Annotated in this window: 19 protein-coding genes and 1 tRNA gene; 8 read left to right on the top strand and 12 right to left on the bottom strand. The window is 72.4% G+C overall.

The window, feature by feature from the left end; all coding sequences use genetic code 11:
- Positions 1 to 156 precede the first annotated feature (156 nt).
- On the bottom strand, positions 157 to 747 hold the full coding sequence (locus OG974_RS21980) for a TetR/AcrR family transcriptional regulator (protein ID WP_371644174.1): 591 nt from the start codon (positions 745 to 747) through the stop codon (positions 157 to 159).
- A complete protein-coding gene (locus OG974_RS21975) occupies positions 744 to 2,297 on the bottom strand; it encodes a 3-hydroxyacyl-CoA dehydrogenase (RefSeq protein ID WP_329314046.1) in 1,554 nt (517 codons plus the stop codon). The genes OG974_RS21980 and OG974_RS21975 overlap by 4 nt, the downstream gene beginning before the upstream one ends.
- A gap of 167 nt (positions 2,298 to 2,464) precedes the next feature.
- Here OG974_RS21975 and paaN point away from each other — a divergent pair, with 167 nt between their 5' ends.
- Complete coding sequence (gene paaN, locus OG974_RS21970; protein ID WP_329314044.1) at positions 2,465 to 4,147, top strand: phenylacetic acid degradation protein PaaN; 1,683 nt, start codon at positions 2,465 to 2,467, stop codon at positions 4,145 to 4,147.
- On the opposite strand, the gene OG974_RS21965 is transcribed toward paaN, so the two are convergent.
- The 3 genes from OG974_RS21965 to OG974_RS21955 form a co-directional block, all read right to left on the bottom strand.
- Complete coding sequence (locus tag OG974_RS21965; protein ID WP_329314042.1) at positions 4,144 to 4,887, bottom strand: TrmH family RNA methyltransferase; 744 nt, start codon at positions 4,885 to 4,887, stop codon at positions 4,144 to 4,146. The two genes, paaN and OG974_RS21965, sit on opposite strands and share 4 nt — an antisense overlap.
- Before the next feature lie 303 nt (positions 4,888 to 5,190).
- Positions 5,191 to 6,402 carry an HTTM domain-containing protein gene (locus tag OG974_RS21960; protein ID WP_371646884.1) on the bottom strand — a complete coding sequence of 404 codons (1,212 nt, stop codon included), beginning with the start codon at positions 6,400 to 6,402 and terminating at the stop codon, positions 5,191 to 5,193.
- Complete coding sequence (locus OG974_RS21955; RefSeq protein WP_327284355.1) at positions 6,399 to 7,100, bottom strand: DUF5819 family protein; 702 nt, start codon at positions 7,098 to 7,100, stop codon at positions 6,399 to 6,401. Before OG974_RS21955 ends, OG974_RS21960 begins: the two co-directional genes overlap by 4 nt.
- Before the next feature lie 135 nt (positions 7,101 to 7,235).
- On the opposite strand from OG974_RS21955, the gene paaA reads away from it, so the two are divergent.
- The 6 genes from paaA (at position 7,236) to OG974_RS21925 (ending at position 12,225) form a co-directional block, all read left to right on the top strand.
- Complete coding sequence (gene paaA, locus OG974_RS21950) at positions 7,236 to 8,243, top strand: 1,2-phenylacetyl-CoA epoxidase subunit PaaA (RefSeq protein WP_327284353.1); 1,008 nt, start codon at positions 7,236 to 7,238, stop codon at positions 8,241 to 8,243.
- Complete coding sequence (gene paaB, locus OG974_RS21945; protein WP_030292728.1) at positions 8,240 to 8,524, top strand: 1,2-phenylacetyl-CoA epoxidase subunit PaaB; 285 nt, start codon at positions 8,240 to 8,242, stop codon at positions 8,522 to 8,524. Before paaA ends, paaB begins: the two co-directional genes overlap by 4 nt.
- Positions 8,521 to 9,291 carry a 1,2-phenylacetyl-CoA epoxidase subunit PaaC gene (paaC, locus tag OG974_RS21940; RefSeq protein ID WP_371644171.1) on the top strand — a complete coding sequence of 257 codons (771 nt, stop codon included), beginning with the start codon at positions 8,521 to 8,523 and terminating at the stop codon, positions 9,289 to 9,291. The genes paaB and paaC overlap by 4 nt, the downstream gene beginning before the upstream one ends.
- 53 nt (positions 9,292 to 9,344) lie before the next feature.
- The gene (gene paaD, locus OG974_RS21935) at positions 9,345 to 9,830 is read left to right on the top strand and encodes a 1,2-phenylacetyl-CoA epoxidase subunit PaaD (RefSeq protein ID WP_327285719.1); all 486 of its coding nucleotides are present in this window, start codon (positions 9,345 to 9,347) and stop codon (positions 9,828 to 9,830) included.
- On the top strand, positions 9,831 to 10,958 hold the full coding sequence (locus tag OG974_RS21930; protein WP_327284352.1) for a 2Fe-2S iron-sulfur cluster-binding protein: 1,128 nt from the start codon (positions 9,831 to 9,833) through the stop codon (positions 10,956 to 10,958).
- A gap of 124 nt (positions 10,959 to 11,082) precedes the next feature.
- Positions 11,083 to 12,225: an acyl-CoA dehydrogenase family protein gene (locus OG974_RS21925; protein ID WP_327284351.1), complete on the top strand. Its 1,143-nt coding sequence runs from the start codon at positions 11,083 to 11,085 to the stop codon at positions 12,223 to 12,225.
- A 46-nt stretch (positions 12,226 to 12,271) separates the two neighbouring features.
- On the opposite strand, the gene OG974_RS21920 is transcribed toward OG974_RS21925, so the two are convergent.
- The 7 genes from OG974_RS21920 to OG974_RS21890 form a co-directional block, all read right to left on the bottom strand.
- Entirely contained in the window at positions 12,272 to 12,616 is a 345-nt protein-coding gene (locus OG974_RS21920) for a rhodanese-like domain-containing protein (RefSeq protein WP_327284350.1), read from the bottom strand.
- Between the two features lie 36 nt (positions 12,617 to 12,652).
- Positions 12,653 to 13,462 (bottom strand): J domain-containing protein, encoded by an 810-nt coding sequence (locus tag OG974_RS21915; protein WP_327284349.1) that lies wholly within the window; start codon positions 13,460 to 13,462, stop codon positions 12,653 to 12,655.
- A gap of 124 nt (positions 13,463 to 13,586) precedes the next feature.
- Complete coding sequence (locus OG974_RS21910) at positions 13,587 to 15,044, bottom strand: DUF2252 domain-containing protein (protein ID WP_327285718.1); 1,458 nt, start codon at positions 15,042 to 15,044, stop codon at positions 13,587 to 13,589.
- A 67-nt stretch (positions 15,045 to 15,111) separates the two neighbouring features.
- Positions 15,112 to 15,771, bottom strand: coding sequence for a response regulator transcription factor (locus OG974_RS21905; RefSeq protein WP_327284348.1), 660 nt, complete (start codon positions 15,769 to 15,771; stop codon positions 15,112 to 15,114).
- Between the two features lie 8 nt (positions 15,772 to 15,779).
- Positions 15,780 to 17,438 (bottom strand): sensor histidine kinase, encoded by a 1,659-nt coding sequence (locus OG974_RS21900; protein ID WP_371646882.1) that lies wholly within the window; start codon positions 17,436 to 17,438, stop codon positions 15,780 to 15,782.
- 120 nt (positions 17,439 to 17,558) lie between these two features.
- Entirely contained in the window at positions 17,559 to 17,792 is a 234-nt protein-coding gene (locus OG974_RS21895) for a hypothetical protein (RefSeq protein ID WP_328763222.1), read from the bottom strand.
- A gap of 89 nt (positions 17,793 to 17,881) precedes the next feature.
- A tRNA-Leu gene (locus tag OG974_RS21890) sits at positions 17,882 to 17,964 on the bottom strand.
- A 292-nt stretch (positions 17,965 to 18,256) separates the two neighbouring features.
- On the opposite strand from OG974_RS21890, the gene OG974_RS21885 reads away from it, so the two are divergent.
- The gene (locus tag OG974_RS21885; RefSeq protein ID WP_327284345.1) at positions 18,257 to 19,069 is read left to right on the top strand and encodes a DUF3662 and FHA domain-containing protein; all 813 of its coding nucleotides are present in this window, start codon (positions 18,257 to 18,259) and stop codon (positions 19,067 to 19,069) included.
- Positions 19,070 to 19,075 lie beyond the last annotated feature (6 nt).

Below are 19,075 nucleotides of genomic sequence, written 5' to 3'. Positions count from 1 at the left end.
CGACGACGGCAGCGGAAACAACGAGACGGCGACTGCGCACCGATCCCCCCATATTCTGTTCCTGCTTGAACATGTTCGAAAGCAGGCTCATCGTACAGAGTTCGAACGGGAACCGATATCAAAATGTGCCGGGGATCGCACGGCCCGGTCCGGTGCTTAGCCGCGCACGGTCCGCAGGCCGTCCAGCGCCATGTGGACGACCGCGTCGGCCAGCTGGTCCGCCGTCGTGCCGGGGTGCGGGCGGTACCACTCCACCAGTGAGTTCACCATCCCGAACAGCAGGCGGGTGGCCAGCCGGATGTCCACGTCCGCCCGCAGGTCCCCCTCCTCCGCCGCGGCCTTCAGCAGCTCCGCGACCTGGTGGTCGAACTCGCGGCGGCGCTCCAGGGCCCAGCGCTCGGTCCGGGTGTTTCCCCGCACCCGCAGCAGCAGGGTCACGTACGGGAGCTCGGCGACCAGCACCTCGACCGTGCGGCGCGTGACGTACTCGACCCGCTCGACCGCCCGGCCCCGGACCGCGCCCGACTCCTCCAGCACGGCGAAGAGCCCGTCGAGCGCGCGGCTGACGGCCCGCTGCAGGAGCTCCTCCTTGCCCGCCACGTGGTGGTAGATCGAGGACTTCGAGATGCCCGCCGCCTTGGAGAGGTGCTCCATGGAGGTGCCGTCGTAGCCGCGCTCGTTGAAGACCTGGACGGCGACGGACAGGAGACTCTCGGGGGTGTAGGTGTCGCGCCTGGCCGTGGTCATGCGGTCTCCTCCGCGACGCCGTCTCCGCCTTCGCCGCCCTCTTCGCCCACTTCGCCCTCACCCTCCGCGTAGCCGAGCTTGAACAGGGCCAGCGAGGGCGCGTAGCGGCCGCCGGGGCAGCGCTCGTCGAGGTGGTGCAGCAGGTCGTACGCCCAGTCCCGGCCGAGCCGCTCGTGCCATTCGGACGGGCCCAGCGGGTAGTTGACGCCGAGCCTCATCGCCGTGTCGATGTCCTCGGCGGTGGCCGCGCCGCGGGCGACGGCGTCAGCGGTCAGGTCGATCAGCATCGCGACCGTACGGGCCACGATCATGCCGGGCACGTCGCCGATGACGGAGACCTTCTTGCCGAGCTTCTGGAACAGGCCGACCGCCTCGGCGAGGGTCCGCTCGCTGGTGTCCTCGCCGGCGGAGAGCGCGATCCGGGTGGCGCCGCGGTAGTCGAGCGCGAGGTCGAAGTAGACGACGTCGGCGAACTCGATCGAGGTCTTGCCGTCCGCGAGCACCAGCTGGCCCTCGCCGGGCAGCTGGATGTACGGACCCCCGTGCTCGGTGGCCGTGACCGCGATCCCGGCCTCCTCCAGCAGTTCGACCAGCCCGGCGGCCGGACCGAGGTCGCCGACGACGGTGACCTTCTCCGGGGCGGCCTCGGGAGCGGCGGTGTGCGGGGCCGCGGCCTCGACGTCCGGGCCGTACGGGAACCAGCCGTGGCCCGACTTGCGGCCCAGGCGGCCCGACTGCACCAGCCGGCGCTGTGCGAGGGACGGGGTGAACTTGGGGCTCCGGAAGAACGACTCCCACACGGAGCGGGTGACGGCCTCGTTGACGTCCTGCCCGATCAGGTCGGTCAGCTGGAAGGGACCCATCTTGAAACCGCCGCTCTCGCGGAGCACGGCGTCGATGGTGGCCGGGTCGGCGCCCTGCTCCTCGTACACCGCGAAGGCCTCGGCGTAGAAGGGGCGGGCGATCCGGTTGACGATGAACCCGGGGGTGTCGGCGCAGCGGACCGGCGTCTTCCCCCAGCCCAGCACAGTGCGGTACGCGCGCTCGGCGGCGGCCGGGTCGGTCGCGAAACCGCTGACCACCTCGACGAGCGGGAGCAGCGGGGCCGGGTTGAAGAAGTGCAGGCCGAGGAAACGGCCGGGGTGCGCGAGGCCGGCGGCGAGCTCGGTGACGGAGAGGGAGGAGGTGTTGGTCGCCAGCAGGGTGTCCGGCGAAACCACCTCTTCGATGGTTTCGAAGACCGCGCGCTTGACGGCGGCGTCCTCGACGACGGCCTCGATGACGAGGGCGGCATCGGCGAGGCGGGCGACGGCGGAGGTGCCACGGATCCGGCCGATCGCATCGTCGGCCCCGGCGCGGTCGAGGCGGCCCTTGGCGACCATGCGGTCGACGCGGTCCTGGACGATGGCGACGCCGCCGGCGGCGAGGTCGTCGTTGATGTCGTAGATCAGCACCGGGTGACCTGCGAGGAGGGCGACCTGGGCGATGCCCTGCCCCATGGTGCCGGCGCCGACGACCGCCACAGTGCGGGACCGCTCGATTGCTGTCATGTCCTGATCCTCCCGCACGGGGTTTTCCACAGGTCCGCCGGGCCCTCTTGTCCCGACCGATCGTTCGGTTACTCTAACTCCAGTCTGCTCTTCTTCACCCGCCCCTGCCTGATCTCAGTCTGCGACCCAGCCTGATCTTGCCCGGCTCAACGAGGAGTTGGTCCCTGATGGCCGCCGAGCTCACCGTCCCCCAGCTGTCCGACAAGCACAGCTCCACCCTGGAGCAGGCCCTGGCGGCCATCCGCAGCCGCGCCTACTGGTCTCCGCATCCCGAGCACCCCAAGGCCTACGGCGAAACCGCGCCGGCCGACGGGCTCGCCGCGTTCGAGGCCGTCCGCGGCACCCGCATCGACCTGGGCCAGCCCGGTACGGACGGCTGGACCGGCGCCGAGGTGTCCCCCTTCGGCCCCGAGCTGGGCGTCGAGTACCCGCACGTCGACCCCGACGTGCTGCTGCCCGCGATGAAGGCCGGCATGGGCGCCTGGCGCGACGCCGGGCCCGAGGCGCGCGCCCTGGTCTGCATCGAGATCCTGGCCCGGATCAGCGCGCGGACGCACGAGTTCGCGCACGCGGTCATGCACACGAGCGGCCAGGCCTTCATGATGGCGTTCCAGGCCGGCGGCCCGCACGCACAGGACCGCGGCCTGGAGGCGGTGGCCTACGCGTACGAGGAGCAGACCCGCGTCCCGGGCCGCGCCGACTGGTCGAAGCCGCAGGGCAAGAAGGACCCGCTGGAGCTCGGCAAGACCTTCACCGCCGTCCCGCGCGGCATCTCCCTGATGATCGGCTGCAACACCTTCCCGACCTGGAACGGCTATCCGGGCCTGTTCGCCTCCCTGGCCACGGGCAACGCGGTGCTGGTCAAGCCACACCCGCGCGCCGTGCTCCCGCTGGCCCTGACGGTGAAGGTGGCCCGCGAGGTCCTCGCCGAGGCCGGCTTTGACCCGAACCTGGTGGCGCTGGCCGTCGAGCGGCCGGGCGAGGGCATCGCCAAGTCCCTGGCCGTCCGGCCCGAGATCAAGCTGATCGACTACACCGGCTCGACCGAGTTCGGCGACTGGCTGGAGACCAACGCCCGCCAGGCCCAGGTCTACACGGAGAAGGCCGGCGTCAACACGGTCGTCGTCGACTCCACCGACAACTACAAGGGCATGCTGTCCAACCTGGCCTTCTCGCTGTCCCTGTACAGCGGCCAGATGTGCACCACCCCGCAGAACCTGCTGATCCCGCGGGACGGCATCGCGACGGACACCGGCCACAAGTCGTACGACGAGTTCGTCGCCGACCTCGCGGCCTCGGTCGGCGGCCTGCTGGGCGACGACGCCCGGGCCAACGCGCTGCTGGGCGCGCTGGTCAACCCGGACGTCAAGGCCCGCCTGGAGGCGGCGTCCGCCCTGGGCGAGGTGGCACTGGCCTCGCGCGAGGTGGCGAACCCGGAGTTCCCCGACGCGGTGGTGCGCACGCCCGTGATGGTGAAGCTGGACGCCGCCAAGCCCGATCCGGAGGCACCGTACCTGTCGGAGTGCTTCGGCCCGGTCTCCTTCGCGGTGGCCGTGGACTCCACGGCGGACGCGCTGGACCTGCTGCGCCGCACGGTGCGTGAGAAGGGCGCGATGACGGTCGGCGCGTACACGACGTCGGCGGACACCGAGCGGTCCATCGAGGAGGTCTGCCTTGAGGAGTCGGCGCAGCTGTCGCTGAACCTGACGGGCGGGGTCTACGTCAACCAGACCGCAGCGTTCTCGGACTTCCACGGCTCGGGCGGCAACCCGGCCGCCAACGCGGCCCTCTGCGACGGAGCGTTCGTCTCGAACCGCTTCCGCATGGTCGAGGTCCGCCGCCAGGCCTAATCGGCCCGGGGCCCTCCCCAGTGGAAGAGGGTCATGGCCACGCTCGTGGCCAGGTTGTAGCTGGACACCTGCGGACGCATCGGCAGGGACACCAGGTGGTCGGCCCGTTCGCGCAGCTCGGGTGAGATGCCGTGGCGCTCCGAGCCGAAGGCCAGCAGGGCGTCGTCCGGGAGGGTGAGGGCGCGGATGTCCTCGCCCTCCGGGTCGAGCGCGTAGAGCGGCCCGGCGGGCAGGGTGTCGATCTCCACCCGGTCCACGGTGGTGGCGTAGTGCAGCCCGGCTCCGGCCCGGACCACGTTCGGGTGCCAGGGGTCGAGGTCGCCGCGGGTCACCACGCCCGTGGCGCCGAAGCCCGCGGCCAGCCGGACGACGGCGCCGACGTTGCCGAGGTTGCGGGGGTTGTCGAGCACGACGACGGGCGCGGTCCGCGGCTGCCGGTCGAGCCGGGCCCGCCCTTCGCCGCGATCGGGCCGTACCGCGAGCGCCGCGACCCCGGTGGGGTGGACGCGGGGCAGCAGCGTGCGCAGCTCGGCCTTGCGCACCAGCCGCCCGACCTCGTCCGCCACGTCCGGAGCCAGCTCGTCGGCCAGCGCCCGCACGCCGTCCGGATCATCGGCGACCACGTCCTGCACGTCCGCCCCGAAGCGCAGGGCGTGCTTCAGCGCGTGGAACCCGTCGAGGAGTACGAGGTCCCCCCGCTCGGCCGCGTCCCGCCACTGCCGCCCACTCTGCTCACTCATGCCGCCGAGCCTACGGGCCACGGGCACGCACCTTCCCCTCCGACCGGACCACCGGCCCGCCCCAGCACGGCAGGTCCCACCCGAGCACCCGCCGACAGGTCTCGCTCCACCCCCACCGGCCCCCTCCAGCGACACGGGACCCATCCAGGCGACCGCCACCCCTCCAGTCCCGCCGGCGTTTGAGGCGCGGTGGTCCGGGGCCGGCCCGACAGCGGCGCCGGAGAGCAAGGGGGTCCAGGGCCGTGTCCCGAGTGGAGGCACGGCCCAGCGCTATTTGGGCGGGGCGAAGGCCACGCGCAGCGGTCAGCGCGGCCCCGGACTCGGTTCCCGCGCCACGAGCGCGGTCTCGGAATCCACAGGCGTAGGCGTAGGCGCAGGCACCGGCGCAGTCACAGACCCGGCCGCCGGCACAGCCACCCGCACCCAGCCCGAGGCCCTGGCGCCGAGCCAGACCAAGAACCCGGTCGGCAGGAACACCGCATCGGCGGCGATCATCGCCATCGAGAAGAACGGCAACCCCAACAGCACCGCGATCCCCGCGTGCTCCGTCATCATCAACACCAGCAGCACGTTCTTGATCCGCCGGTTGAACACCGTGAACGGGAACGCGACCTGCACCGCCACCGTCCCGTAGGACAACAGCATCACCAGCGTCCCGCTCCCCGCCAGCACCGCAGACAGCCCCGGCCACGGCGTGAAGTAGTCCAGCCCGAGCGGGTAGTACAGCGCGGTGCCGTCCTGCCACCGCGATCCCTGGATCTTGTACCAGCCGGCCGTCGCGTAGATCAGGCAGACCTCCGCCATGATCACCAGCATGCCCGCGTTGTGCACCAGGTTCGCCAGGACGTCCAGGACCGCCCGCCCCTCGCCCCGGGGCTCGTACCGGTCCACCATCCACCACACCGCGCTGATCACCCACAGCGCAGCGAACGCCGCCACCCAGCCGTAGCCGAACGACGCGGTCACCGCCCCGTAGGCGAACCCCACGCCCAGCACGCCCCACAGCACCGGTCCGGCCGCGCCCGCCGAGGCCGATCCCCGCAGCCGTGCGCGGCGGGCGTCCAGCGACCACACCTGCGCGCACCGGGTCAGCACCAGGTACATCGCCATGAGGTGGATGACGTTGTCCCCGCCGTCGCCCATGAACACGCTGCGGTTCTGGAGCGACAGCACCCCGACCATGAACACGACGGACGTCGCGCGCGTCCGCCAGCCCAGCACCAGCAGCAGGCTCGACAGCACCGACACCGCGTACACGGTCTGGAACCAGAGCGCCGAGTCCGACCACATCAGCACCGTGAAGGCGTGGTTCGAGGCGATCAGTCGCTCCGCCAGGGCGAAGCTCCACGGCCCGTCCGGCCCGTACAGTTCGTTGCGGTTCGGGAACTCCCTCAGCAGGAAGAGCAGCCAGGTCGCCGAGAAGCCGATGCGGACGACGGCGCTCTGGTACGGGCCCAGGGCCTGTCCGCTGACCTGCGCGACCACCCGGCCGGCGGCGGCGCACGCCCGCCTCACACCGTCCACCACGGCAGCTCCCGGTAGTAGGTCTGGGTGTCGGTCTTCTCGTCGCTCCACGGCGGCGCCGCCACCGCACGCGTCGCCGAGCGCAGCTGGATCCGTACGATCTCGCCCGGTGCGACGCCGTCGTCCGCGAGCCGGCTCAGCGCGATCCGCCGCAGGTACCGCTCGGACAGTTCCCCGCGCTCGCCGGTCGGCTTGTTGTCCTCGTCGTGGGAGCTTGTGAAGAAGTCCCAGGCCCGCCGCAGCTCGTTCTGCCGCGCATGGCTGGGCAGCGGGCTGTGCCGGATGGCCGCGCCGTCCTGCGCGGACAGGTCGCGCCAGTCGCCCGTGGCCGAGGCCCGGTCGGCCGTGCGGACCTCCGCCCGCACCTCGACCGAGATGTTCTGCTGGAGCGGGTTGGGGGCGAAGAGCTTCCAGTTCTGCTCGAACTCGGGGTAGATCCAGTCGTCGACCGTCCGCGCGTGCCGCTTGCTCAGGGTGTTGGACGGGGCGACGTGCAGGAAGACCAGGGCCAGGTGCCCGCAGGCCGCGAGGCCCACGACGGCCAGGGCGAGTGCCGTGACGACGCGGTACGGGGTGGACAGGCCGGCGATCCCGGGAGCCCGCGGGGGCACCGCTCCGACCGCGGGATCGACCGGCGGATCGACCGGCGGAACAGCGTCTTCCGCGGGCTCGCGCTCGTTCGAATCCATCCCGCCCCGATCATCCGGCGTCCACAGGGTTGACCTCAGAGGTTGACACCCTACGGGCCGCCGACCCACCATTGAAGAGTACGAACCGAACGATCGGTCGGTCGGGCGGTCAACAATGTCTGGCAGGGAGCCGGGATGGTGGCAGTGACCCCGGAAACGGGGCAGGACTCAGGCCTCGGGGCTGACCTCGGGGCACAGCTCGCGGCGGCCTTCGACGCCGCCGTGGCGGCCGACGAGCGCGTCGAGCCGCGTGACTGGATGCCCGAGGCGTACCGCGCCTCGCTCGTCCGCCAGATGGCCCAACACGCCCACTCCGAGATCATCGGCATGCAGCCCGAAGCCAACTGGATCACGCGCGCGCCCTCGCTGCGCCGCAAGGCGATCCTGATGGCCAAGGTGCAGGACGAGGCCGGGCACGGCCTCTACCTGTACAGCGCCGCCGAGACCCTCGGTACCAGCCGCGACGAGCTGCTCGACAAGCTGCACTCCGGCAAGCAGAAGTACTCCTCGATCTTCAACTACCCCACGCTGACCTGGGCCGACGTCGGCGCGATCGGCTGGCTCGTGGACGGCGCGGCGATCACCAACCAGGTGCCGATCTGCCGCTGCTCGTACGGTCCGTACGCCCGCGCGATGGTCCGGATCTGCAAGGAGGAGTCCTTCCACCAGCGCCAGGGCTTCGAGCTCCTCATGGCCCTGTCCAAGGGCACCGAGGCGCAGCACGCCATGGCGCAGGACGCCGTGGACCGGTGGTGGTGGCCCTCGCTGATGATGTTCGGCCCGCCGGACGACGAGTCGGCGCACTCCGCGCAGTCCATGGCGTGGCGGATCAAGCGGCACTCCAACGACGAACTGCGCCAGCGCTTCGTCGACATCGCCGTTCCGCAGGCGGAGGCACTGGGCCTGACCCTGCCCGACCCGGACCTGAAGTGGAACGAGGAGCGCGGGCACCACGATTTCGGCGCGATCGACTGGGCCGAATTCTGGGACGTGCTCAAGGGCAACGGCCCCTGTAACGAACAGCGGATCGGCCAGCGGCGCCGGGCCCACGAGGAAGGCGCCTGGGTCCGCGAGGCGGCCGCGGCGTACGCGCAGAAGCACGGCGCACAGGGCACGACGATGAACGAGGAGGCAGGGGTATGACGCAGAACTGGCCACTGTGGGAGGTGTTTGTGCGCTCGCGCCGCGGCCTCTCGCACACGCACGCGGGCAGCCTGCACGCACCCGACGCGGAGATGGCGCTGCGCAATGCCCGCGACCTCTACACCCGGCGCGGCGAGGGCATCTCGATCTGGGTGGTGCCCTCCACCGAGATCACCGCGTCCTCGCCGGACGAGCGGGACCCGTTCTTCGCCCCCTCGGCCGACAAGCCGTACCGGCACCCGACCTTCTACGAGATCCCCGAGGGGGTGCACCACCTGTGACCAGCACCGATGCCACTTCGCTCGATGTCACCGCGCCCGATGTCACGGCGCTCGACATCACCGCCTCGGCAGCCCTCGCGCTGGGGGACGACGCCCTGATCCTCTCCCACCGCCTCGGCGAGTGGGCGGGCCACGCCCCCGTCCTGGAGGAGGATGTCGCCCTCGCGAACATCGCGCTCGACCTGCTCGGCCAGGCCCGTGTCCTGCTGTCCATGGCCGGCGACGAGGACGAGATGGCGTTCCTGCGCGAGGAGCGGTCCTTCCGCAACCTCCAGCTGGTCGAGCAGCCGAACGGGGACTTCGCGCACACCATCGCCCGCCAGCTCTACTTCTCCTTCCACCAGCACGAGCTCTACGCAGAACTGGCCGCCGGTGACGGCCCGTTCGCCCCGCTGGCGGCCAAGGCCGTCAAGGAGACCGCGTACCACCGCGACCACGCCGAGCAGTGGACCCTGCGGCTCGGCGACGGCACGCAGGAGAGCCGCGCCCGCATGCGGGCCGCTCTGGACGCCCTGTGGAAGTACACCGGCGAGATGTTCCAGCCGGTTGACGGGATCGCGGGCGTGGACTGGGCCGCCCTGGAGGACCGCTGGCTGGCCGCCGTGGGCGGCGTGCTGGAGCGGGCCGGGCTCGCGCTGCCCGAAGGGCCGCGCACCGGCGCCTGGGCCGCCGGGGCGGGCCGCCAGGGCCTGCACACCGAGCCGTTCGGCAGGATGCTCGCCGAGATGCAGCACCTGCACCGCAGCCATCCGGGGGCGTCATGGTGACGGACGTGCCCCGCGCCACGGCCCCGGCGGTCGACCCCGGGGCCCCCGAGGCCATGACCCGCCTGGAGGCGGAGCTGGCCGAGCTCGCCGGCTCCGTGCCCGACCCCGAGCTGCCCGTGCTGACGCTCGCCGAGCTCGGCGTGATGCGCGGGGTGCGGATGCACGAGGACGGTCACGTCGAGGTCACCCTGACCCCGACCTACACCGGCTGCCCCGCCATCGAGGCCATGTCCGCCGACATCGAGCGGGCCCTGACCGGCCACGGCATCCCGGACGTGCGGGTGCGCACCGTCCTGGCCCCGGCCTGGTCGACCGACGACATCAGTGCCGAGGGGCGGCGCAAGCTCGCCGAGTTCGGCATCGCCCCGCCGCGCCCGCACGCGGCCGGCGGGCCCGTCCCGGTCGCCCTCTCGGTCCGCTGCCCGAACTGCGGATCGACCGACACCGAACTGCTCAGCCGGTTCTCCTCCACCGCATGCAAGGCGCTGCGCCGCTGCACCGCCTGCCGTGAACCGTTCGACCACTTCAAGGAGCTGTAGATGGCCGCGTCCACGCCGTCGCCCACGTCGGGCTCCGGGCGCCCCGCGCGCCACGGCGCCTTCCACCAGCTGACGGTGGCGGCCGTCGACCGGCTCACCGACGACTCCGTGGCGCTGACCCTGCGCGTCCCCGAGGAGCTGCGCGGCGAGTACCTGCACGCCCCCGGCCAGCACCTCACGCTGCGCCGGCGCACCCCCGAGGGCGAAGAGGTCCGCCGTACGTACTCGATCTGCTCGCCCGCCCCGGACCCCGCGGGCCCGGGCCCGGCGGCGCTGCAGGTCGGCGTGCGACTGGTGGAGGGCGGCGAGTTCTCCACGTTCGCCCACAAGGAGGTCGCCGCCGGGGACGTGCTGGAGGTGATGGTCCCGGCCGGGCGGTTCGTCCTGGATCCGGCCGCAGCCCCGGCCGCCGGGCACTACGCGGCGATCGTCGGCGGCAGCGGGATCACCCCGGTGCTGTCGATCGCCGGCACGCTGCTGGCGGCGCGGCCCGACGCCCGGTTCTGCCTGGTCCGCAGCGACCGTACGGCCGCGTCGACGATGTTCCTGGACGAGGTCGCCGACCTCAAGGACCGCTTCCCGGACCGGTTCCAGCTCGTGACGGTCCTGTCCCGGGAGGAGCAGGAGTCCGGGCTGCCGTCCGGTCGGCTCGACGAGGAGCGGCTGAAGGCCCTGCTGCCCGCGCTGCTGCCCGTCGCGGAGGTGTCGGGCTGGTTCCTGTGCGGCCCGTACGGGCTGGTCATGGGCGCGGAGCGGGCGCTCGGCAGCCTCGGTGTGCCCCGGACCCGGATCCACGAGGAGATCTTCCACGTCGAGGACACGGCGCCGCCGGCCCCGGCGACGGCCCCGTCGCACGTACGGGTCACGGCCCGCCTCGACGGCCGCTCCGGGACCTGGCCGGTCCGCGACGGCGAATCCCTGCTCGATGCCGTGCTGCGCAACCGCGCGGACGCCCCGTACGCCTGCAAGGGCGGGGTCTGTGGCACCTGCCGGGCGTTCCTGGTCACGGGCGAGGTCCGGATGGACCGGAACTTCGCGCTGGAGGCGGAGGAGACGGAGGCCGGGTTCGTGCTGGCCTGCCAGTCGCACGCGGTGACCGGGGAAGTGGAGATCGACTTCGACCGGTGAGGTCGGGCCGCCTTCGGGGCGCGCTCTCCCGGGGCTGTGCTTCTTTGAGAACCTGTTCTATCTTGACGCACCGTCAGGCCCGGACCGGGCCTGACGGGATCCGGTGCGCGCGGGAGGACAGGCAGTGGACTTCACCTTCACCGAGGAGCAGCAGGCCGCCGTCGAGGCGGCGAAGGCCGTCTTCGCGGACGTCGCCCCGGACGGCGTGCCCAGCCCCGCGCTGACCCCGGGGGCCGTCGCCGAGGATTTCGACCGGCCGCTGTGGGCCAAGCTCGCCTCGTCCGACCTGCTGAGCCTGGTCCTCGCCGAGGAGCACGGCGGCGCGGGCCTCGACGCGATCGCCCTGTGCCTGGTGCTGCGCGAGGCGGCGAAGGTGCTGGCCCGGGTGCCCTTGCTGGAGCACTGCGCCACCGCCATGGCGGTCCAGGCCCACGGCAGCCCCGAACTGGCCGCGGCCCTGCTGCCCGCCGCCGGGCGCGGAACGCTCGTCCTGACCGCCGCCGCCCACGGCCGCAGCGGCCACGATCCCGCCGAACTCTCCGTCACCGCCCGCCGCGAGGGCACGCTCTGGGCCCTCGACGGCGTCCAGACGGCGGTCCCGTGGGCGCACGGCGCCGACTGGATCGCCGTACCGGCCCACACCGGCGAGGGGGAGGCCGTCCTGGCGCTCGTCCCGCGCACCGCCGAGGGCCTCACCCTGGCCGGGCAGGTCTCCACCAGCGGGGAACGACTCGCCGAACTCACCCTGGCCGGCGTGCGGGTACCCGCCGCGCACCTCATCGACACCCCGGGGGCCTGGGAGCGGCTCCGCCAGCTCCTCGCCACCGGGACCTGCGCCCAGGCCCTCGGCCTCGGCACGGGGGTGCTCACCATGACCAGCCAATACACCGGCAAGCGTGAGCAGTTCGGCTTCCCGGTGGCCACGTTCCAGGCCGTCGCCGTCCAGGCCGCCGACCGCTACATCGACCTGCGCGCCATGGAGGTCACCCTCTGGCAGGCCGCCTGGCGCCTCGACGCGGCGACCGGCGGGGCGGGCGGCCCACTGCCGAGCGCCGGGGACGTCGCCGTCGCCAAGATCTGGGCCTCGGAAGGGGTCCGCCGGGTCGTGCAGACGGCACAGCACCTGCACGGCGGCTTCGGCGCCGACACCGACTACCCGCTGCACCGCTACCACGCGTGGGCCAAGCAGCTGGAGCTCCAGCTGGGCCCGGCCGCGGCGCACGAGGAGGCGCTGGGCGACCTACTGGCCGCCCACGCCCTCGCCTGACGGCAGGCGCCAGACGCCTGAGGCCTGAGGCCTGAGGCCTGAGGTACTAGAGCACGAAGGCCGGGTTCCCGTTGTCGGTGGTCATCGGGCGCCCGGCGCCGTCCCAGGCCTGCATGCCGCCGTCGATGTTCACGGCGTCGATGCCCTGGCGCACCAGGTACTGGGTGACCTGCGCGGAGCGCCCGCCCACCCGGCACATCACGTGCACGCGGCGGCCGTCCTCGACGGTCTCCGTCAGCTCGCCGAAGCGGGCCACGAACTCGCTCATCGGGATGTGCAGGGCACCTTCCACATGTCCGGCAGCCCATTCGTCGTCCTCACGGACGTCGAGGACAAAGCCTTCGGAGGGCACCGCGGCGGCGTCCACCGAGGGAAGCGGTCCGAAGTTCATACGTCGCCTTCTCTCATCGCAGATCTGTTTCCCAACCTATCCAACGAGCGAGGCGAGCTCCGCCTCACGCTTCGCGACATCCGCGAGCAGCTGCTCCGCGATCTCCTCCAGGAGCCGGTCCGGATCCTCCGGCGCCATCCTCAGCATCGAGCCGATCGCGCTGTCCTCCAGCTCCCGCGCCAGCAACGACAGCAGCTCCTTGCGCCGCGCCAGCCACTCCAGCCGGGCGTAGAGCTCCTCGCTCTCGTTCAGCTGCCGCACGGCCTCCGGTACGGGACCCGCGGCCCATTCCTCGGCCAGCTCGCGCAGCAGCTGCTCGTCGCCCCGCCCGTACGCCGCGTTCACCCGCGCGATGAACGCATCTCGGCGCTCCCGCTCGGCATCGTCCCGGGCGAGGTCGGGGTGCGCCTGGCGGACCAGCTCGCGGTAGAGGCGGCGGACCTCCTCCGTCGGCCGCACCCGCTGCGGGGGCTGCACCGGCCGGTCGGTGAGCATCGCGGACGCGTCGTCGGAGATGCCGTCCGCGCCCATCCAGTCGTGGAACAGCTCGTCCACCCCGGGCATCGGCATCACCAGCGCGCGGGCGTCCCGGGCCCGGCGCAGGTCCTCGGCGTCGCCGGTGCGCGCCGCCTTCGCCTCGGCGATCAGCGCGTCCAGTTCGTCGAGCCGCGAGTACATCGGGCCGAGCTTCTGGTGGTGCAACCGGGAGAAGTTCTCCACCTCCACCCGGAAGGTCTCCACCGCGATCTCGAACTCGATCAGCGCCTGCTCGGCGGCCCGCACGGCCCGCTCCAGGCGCGCCTCGGGTCGCTCGTCGCCCGTCTCTTCAGTCTGCTGCTCGCTCACCCGGCCAGCCTAAGGCCGGTCGAGCCGGGTCGATGTTCCACGTGAAACATCGACCCGGGACCGTGACCCGGGACCGTCACCCCCGGCCGTGGCCCAGGACCGTCACCCGCGACCGCGAACCCGCTCAGACCCCGGCCTCCGCCGCGATGCGCCCGGACCGCACCGCCGACACCAGGTGCGCGTGGTCGGCCTCGCTCCGGTCGGCGTACGCCACCGCGAAGGTCGCCATCGCCTCGTCCAGCTCGTCGTTCTTGCCGCAGTACCCGGCCAGCAGCCGCGGATCCGCGCTGTGCGCGTGCGCCCGGGCCAGCAGGGCACCGGTCATCCGCCCGTAGTCGTCGATCTGGTCGGCGGCCAGCGCCGCCGGGTCCACGCTGCCCTTGCGGTTGCGGAACTGCCGTACCTGGTACGGCCGCCCCTCCACCGTGGTCCAGCCCAGCAGGATGTCCGAGACCACCTGCATCCGCTTCTGGCCCGCCACTACCCGGCGGCCCTCGTGCTCCTCGGCCACGGTCGGGAAGCCCAGCGCGGCCAGGTGGGGCAGCAGCACGGACGGCCGCGCCTCCTTCACCTGGAGCACGAGCGGCTCGCCCCGGTGGTCCAGCAGCAGCACCACGTACGAGCGGGTGCCGACGCTCCCGGTGCCCACCACCCGGAAGGCCACGTCGTGGATGGCGTACCGGGCCAGCAGCGGCAGCCGGTCCCCCTGGAGGGTCTTCAGGTACGGGCCGAGCGAGGCCGCCACGGCCGCCGCCTCCCCGTCGCCGACCCGGCGCAGCACCGGCAGCGCGTCCACGAAGCGGCGCACCCCGTCGGGGCCGGCCTCGGTGGACTTGGCGGCGAACCGCGCCGAGGTGTTGTTGCGGGCCTTCTCCGAGACCCGCTCCAGCGTGCCCAGCAGGTCGCGGGCGTCGGTGTGCGAGACGAGCTCCTCGTCCGCGATGGCGTTCCAGGAGTCCAGCGCCGGCAGCTTGGCCAGCAACCGCATGGTCCGGCGGTACGCGCCCACCGCGTCGTGCGCGGCGGCCCGGCAGGTGTCCTCGTCGGCGCCGGCCACCCGCCCGGCCAGGACCAGCGAGGTCGCCAGCCGCTTCACGTCCCACTCCCACGGCCCGAACACGGTCTCGTCGAAGTCGTTCAGGTCGATGACGAGCCGGCCGCGCGCATCGCCGTACAGCCCGAAATTCGCCGCGTGGGCGTCGCCGCAGATCTGTGCGCCGACTCCGGTCACCGGTCCGGCGGACAGGTCGTGCGCCATCAGCCCGGCCGATCCGCGCAGGAAGGCGAAGGGGTTCGCGGCCATCCGGCCGACCCGTATCGGCGCGAGCTCCGCGACCCGCCCGACGTTGGACTCCTCCACCGCCCGCACCGCGTCCGGCCGCCCGGCCGGGGCCTCGAAGTGCGCGTGCGCCGAGCGCGGCACCCGCAGGCGCAGCGCCTTGCCCGCCTCCTTGGGCGAGCCCGCCACGACCCGCGGCGCGAACCCCTCGACGGCCGGGATGCGCCCGCCGCCCGCCGCGCCCGTGGTCCCGTCCGACTCCGCTGCCGGCTCCGCCACTCTCTGCCCCGGTACCGCCACCATGCGCGCCGCCCCCGCCCGTACCAGCCGGAACGTCCCGTCCGGCAACATCAATTCGGCCTGACCGTACCTACAGCCCGGCGTCCCTGGCCAGCAGGGCGGCCTGAACCCGGTTCTCGCATCCCAGCTTCGAGAGGATCCGGCTCACGTACGTCTTCACCGTCGCCTCGCTCATGTGCAGCCGCCGACCGGCGTCCGCGTTCGACAGCCCCTCGCCGAGCAGCGCCAGCACCCCGCGCTCCCGCTCGCTGAGCTCCGCCACCCGTCGCCGGGCTTCCTCGGCGCGCGCCGCGCCCCGTCCCGAGGCCAGCTGGTCGACCACGTGCCGGGTCGCCCCCGGCGACAGGTAAGCGTCCCCTGCCGCGGCCGCCCGTACCGCGCCGATCAGCTCGCCCGGCGCCGAGTCCTTCAGCAGGAACCCCGCGCCGCCCGAGCCCAGCGCCCGCAGCACGTTCTCCCTCTCTCCGAACGTGGTCAGGATCAGCGCCCGCACCTGCGGCGCCGCCCGCCCCAGCTCGCCGAGCGCGGTCAGGCCGTCCAACACCGGCATCTGGATGTCCAGCAGCATCACGTCCGGGGCGTGTGCGCGGGCGAGGTCCACGGCCTCCCGGCCGTTCGCCGCCTCCGCGACGACGTCGATGTCCGGAGCCGAGGTCAGGATCATCCTGATCCCGGCCCGGATCAGCGGCTCGTCGTCAGCGATCACCACTCGGATCACCTTGGCTGTCACCCGTGCTCCTACTGCTCGGCCTCGTACGCCTGCTTCTCGACGAGCTTGCCGTCCTTGAAGCAGAACCGGAAAACAGTATTGGTGGTCAGCCCCGAGTCGTCCGACGACAGCAGGGCCAGGCACCTCGTGCCCTCGGGCCGCTCCGGGCCCTTGCGGTCCAGACCCGCGGTCATGAAGTTCTCGCCGTCGGGCAGCCGGCCCCGGACCGCCTGCTCCGAGTCGCCCACCCGCACCTTGTCGTAGTCCCCCTGGCTGATCATCGCGTTGCCCGCCGAGCCCACCAGCAGCACCATCCCGGCCCCGATCACGATCACCAGCAGCACGACCGCCGCGACGGCGATGCCGCAGCCCACCGCTATGCCCCCGGCCGGCCCGCGGCCCCGTACCGCCAGCTCCCGGTCCACCGCCGCCCAGTCCATCGGCGGCGCGGTCGCGAACGCCGCCTGCGCCTGCTGCCCGAAGTCGTCGGCGATGTCCTCCACCCCCGCCGGCTCCGCCCCGTACGGGAGGACCCCGGCCACCCGGAACCCGCCGCCGTCGGTCACGCCGGCGTGCACCATCCCGCCGACCAGCCGCGCCCGTTCCCGCAGCCCGGTGAGCCCCTGCCCGCCCGACACTGCGGCGCCGACACCCGGCCCGGCCGCCGGCCCGTTGGCGATCTCGACCACCAGCGAGTCGTCCTCGTACCGCAGTTCCACCGAAATCGGCGCTCCCGAAGCGTGCTTGTACGCGTTGGTGAGCGCCTCTTGCACGATCCGGTACGCCGCGTGGTCGCAGGCCGCGACCAGCGGCCGCTGCCGCCCCGACACGGTCATCCGTACGTCGGTCCCCGCGCTCCGCGCCGCCTCGACGATCCCCGCGATCCCGACCACCCCGCGCGCCGCCGGGCCGGCCTCCTCGACGACCACGGGCGCCTCGACGCCGTCCCGCAGGATGCCGACGACCTCGCGCAGCTCGTGCATCGCCGCGACCGACGCTTGGCGCAGCACGCCCACCGCGTCACGCTGGCGGTCGGTGAGCTGCGGGTCCACCTCCAGGGCGCCGGTGTGCACGGCGATCAGCGCCAGCTGGTGCCCCAGGCTGTCGTGCATGTCCTGGGCGATCCGCTGGCGTTCCCGCAGCCGGGCCTGCCCGGCGACCATCGCGCTCTCCCGCATCAGCTGCCCGTTGCGTTCCTGGAGCGCTTGGAGCAGGGTCCGGCGCTGCGACCAGTAGCGGCTGGCCAGTCCCGGCATCACCGTCGTCGCGAGGAACATCAGCGTGGAGAACACGATCACCAGCACGGGCCGCTGGTCGGGCCAGGCCTGCACCACTTCGAAGCCGACCGAGGCGAAGAAGGCCAGGACGAACGCGGTCAGCGCCCGGCCCACCCCGATGATCCGGCGCCCCGCCGACCAGCCCAGCAAAATCATGATCAGGACCGTGCCGGGCAGGAACGAGGCCACCGCCGCCGCCGCGATCAGGGTCGTCGCCGGCAGCCGGCGCCGCAACAACGTGAGCAGCACCACAACCGCGACGCTGCCCGCCATCCGCGGCACGCTGCCGTTGTCGAGCTCCTCGACACCCAGCCCGAGCAGCGCGAGCACCGCGGCGAGCACCAGGTCCCCCGCGAGCGCCCGCCCGGTCCACGGCTCCGGGCCCTTCAGCCAGCCCCAGCCCGCCCGCATCCTCGCCGTCGCATCCACGCGACCGACCCTAGACAGCGCCGCCACCGCCCGGCCGCCCTCTTTCGTCGCGCCCCCGCCGACGAAAGTCGAACCCGCCGTCCAGAGACGGCCCGGCCGGAATCAGCTCGCGCTCATGCCCCGCTCCGGCCACTCGCCCCGCTGCGCGCGCACTGCGTTGATCTTCCGCGACGCCTTGAGGAACGTGTAGTCGACCCGGCCGTCGCGGACCGCCGAGGTGCAGGAGGCCTTGTCCATCATCATCCGTCGCACGAACTCTCCGGGATCTTCACCGAATTCGTACTCGACGAATTCCACACTTTCGGAAACCCGGCAAAAATAGACAATTGCCGCCATTGCACGCTCCTTGCTCCACTCAGGAAACATGACCCGGGTAACACGAAACGGCCGCCACCGCTTTCGCGATGACGACCGTTTCGTCGATGTGGGCGAGGGGGGATTTGAACCCCCACGTCCCGAAGGACACTGGCACCTGAAGCCAGCGCGTCTGCCGTTCCGCCACTCGCCCGAGTAGCGCCCCAGTGGATCTTCCCTTTCGGGCCGTTCCCCTGGCGACGTCGAAACATTAGCACGTCGGACGGGGTGCAATCACATCGCTTTCCCCGCACCACCCGTCCCGGCTCCGAACGCCCCTCCCGCAGTGCACTCCCGGTGCGGGACACTGTCCCCTGAGCGCCCCTACGATCCCTTGTGAGCACCAACACTCATGCGCATGGGACCCAGGGGGAACCAGCCGAATCCGCCACGCGTGGATACGATCAGTAAGCAGTACAGGGCGACAACGACGGAGGAGGTGCCCCATGGGAGTCCTGAAGCGGTTCGAGCAGCGACTCGAAGGTCTGGTGAACGGCACCTTCGCCAAGGTGTTCAAGTCCGAGGTCCAGCCCGTCGAAATCGCCGGCGCCCTCCAGCGCGAGTGCGACAACAACGCGACGATCTGGAACCGCGAGCGGACCGTCGTCCCCAACGACTTCATCGTCGAGCTCAGCGCCGGCGACTACGAACGCCTGAGCCCCTACTCCGGGCAGCTCGGCGACGAGCTCGCGGGCCTCGTCCGCGACTACGCCAAGCAGCAGCGCTACAGCTTCATGGGCCCGATCAAGGTCAACCTGGAGAAGGCCGACGACCTCGACACCGGGCTCTACCGGGTCCGCAGCCGCACGCTCGCCTCCAGCACCTCCCAGGCGCAGCCGCAGGCTCCCCAGAACCAGCAGGGCGGCTACGGCTACCCCCCGGTCTCCGCACCCCCGATGCCCGCCGGACCGCCCCCGGGCGGAGCCGCGCGCCGGCCGGGCGGCGGCGGACCGGCTCCCGTACCCACCGGAGGCGCCACCCGGCGCCACTGGATCGAGATCAACGGCACCCGCCACCAGATCTCGCGCCCCACGCTCGTACTCGGCCGAAGCACCGAAGCCGACGTGCGGATCGACGACCCCGGCGTTTCGCGCCGGCACTGTGAGATCCGGACCGGAACGCCCTCGACGATCCAGGATCTCGGGTCCACCAACGGCATCGTGGTGGACGGGCAGCACACCACCCGCGCTACGCTCCGCGACGGCTCGCGGATCGTCGTGGGCAGCACCACCATCATTTACCGGCAAGCCGAAGGGTGAAGCGGG

The organism is Streptomyces sp. NBC_00597 (assembly GCF_041431095.1).
Lineage (GTDB): Bacteria > Actinomycetota > Actinomycetes > Streptomycetales > Streptomycetaceae > Streptomyces.
Note: the sequence above shows the minus strand (reverse complement) of the source record. Positions and strands in the feature narration are given on the sequence as shown.

What these genes read in the sequence shown, in the direction of transcription:
- OG974_RS21980 (WP_371644174.1), bottom strand. Translation starts at nt 747, where the DNA reads ATGACCACGGCCAGGCGCGACACCTACACCCCCGAGAGTCTCCTGTCC.
- OG974_RS21975 (WP_329314046.1), bottom strand. Translation starts at nt 2,297, where the DNA reads ATGACAGCAATCGAGCGGTCCCGCACTGTGGCGGTCGTCGGCGCCGGC.
- paaN (WP_329314044.1), top strand. Translation starts at nt 2,465, where the DNA reads ATGGCCGCCGAGCTCACCGTCCCCCAGCTGTCCGACAAGCACAGCTCC.
- OG974_RS21965 (WP_329314042.1), bottom strand. Translation starts at nt 4,887, where the DNA reads ATGAGTGAGCAGAGTGGGCGGCAGTGGCGGGACGCGGCCGAGCGGGGG.
- OG974_RS21955 (WP_327284355.1), bottom strand. Translation starts at nt 7,100, where the DNA reads ATGGATTCGAACGAGCGCGAGCCCGCGGAAGACGCTGTTCCGCCGGTC.
- paaA (WP_327284353.1), top strand. Translation starts at nt 7,236, where the DNA reads ATGGTGGCAGTGACCCCGGAAACGGGGCAGGACTCAGGCCTCGGGGCT.
- paaB (WP_030292728.1), top strand. Translation starts at nt 8,240, where the DNA reads ATGACGCAGAACTGGCCACTGTGGGAGGTGTTTGTGCGCTCGCGCCGC.
- paaD (WP_327285719.1), top strand. Translation starts at nt 9,345, where the DNA reads ATGACCCGCCTGGAGGCGGAGCTGGCCGAGCTCGCCGGCTCCGTGCCC.
- OG974_RS21930 (WP_327284352.1), top strand. Translation starts at nt 9,831, where the DNA reads ATGGCCGCGTCCACGCCGTCGCCCACGTCGGGCTCCGGGCGCCCCGCG.
- OG974_RS21920 (WP_327284350.1), bottom strand. Translation starts at nt 12,616, where the DNA reads ATGAACTTCGGACCGCTTCCCTCGGTGGACGCCGCCGCGGTGCCCTCC.
- OG974_RS21910 (WP_327285718.1), bottom strand. Translation starts at nt 15,044, where the DNA reads ATGGTGGCGGTACCGGGGCAGAGAGTGGCGGAGCCGGCAGCGGAGTCG.
- OG974_RS21900 (WP_371646882.1), bottom strand. Translation starts at nt 17,438, where the DNA reads ATGCGGGCGGGCTGGGGCTGGCTGAAGGGCCCGGAGCCGTGGACCGGG.
- OG974_RS21895 (WP_328763222.1), bottom strand. Translation starts at nt 17,792, where the DNA reads ATGGCGGCAATTGTCTATTTTTGCCGGGTTTCCGAAAGTGTGGAATTC.
- OG974_RS21885 (WP_327284345.1), top strand. Translation starts at nt 18,257, where the DNA reads ATGGGAGTCCTGAAGCGGTTCGAGCAGCGACTCGAAGGTCTGGTGAAC.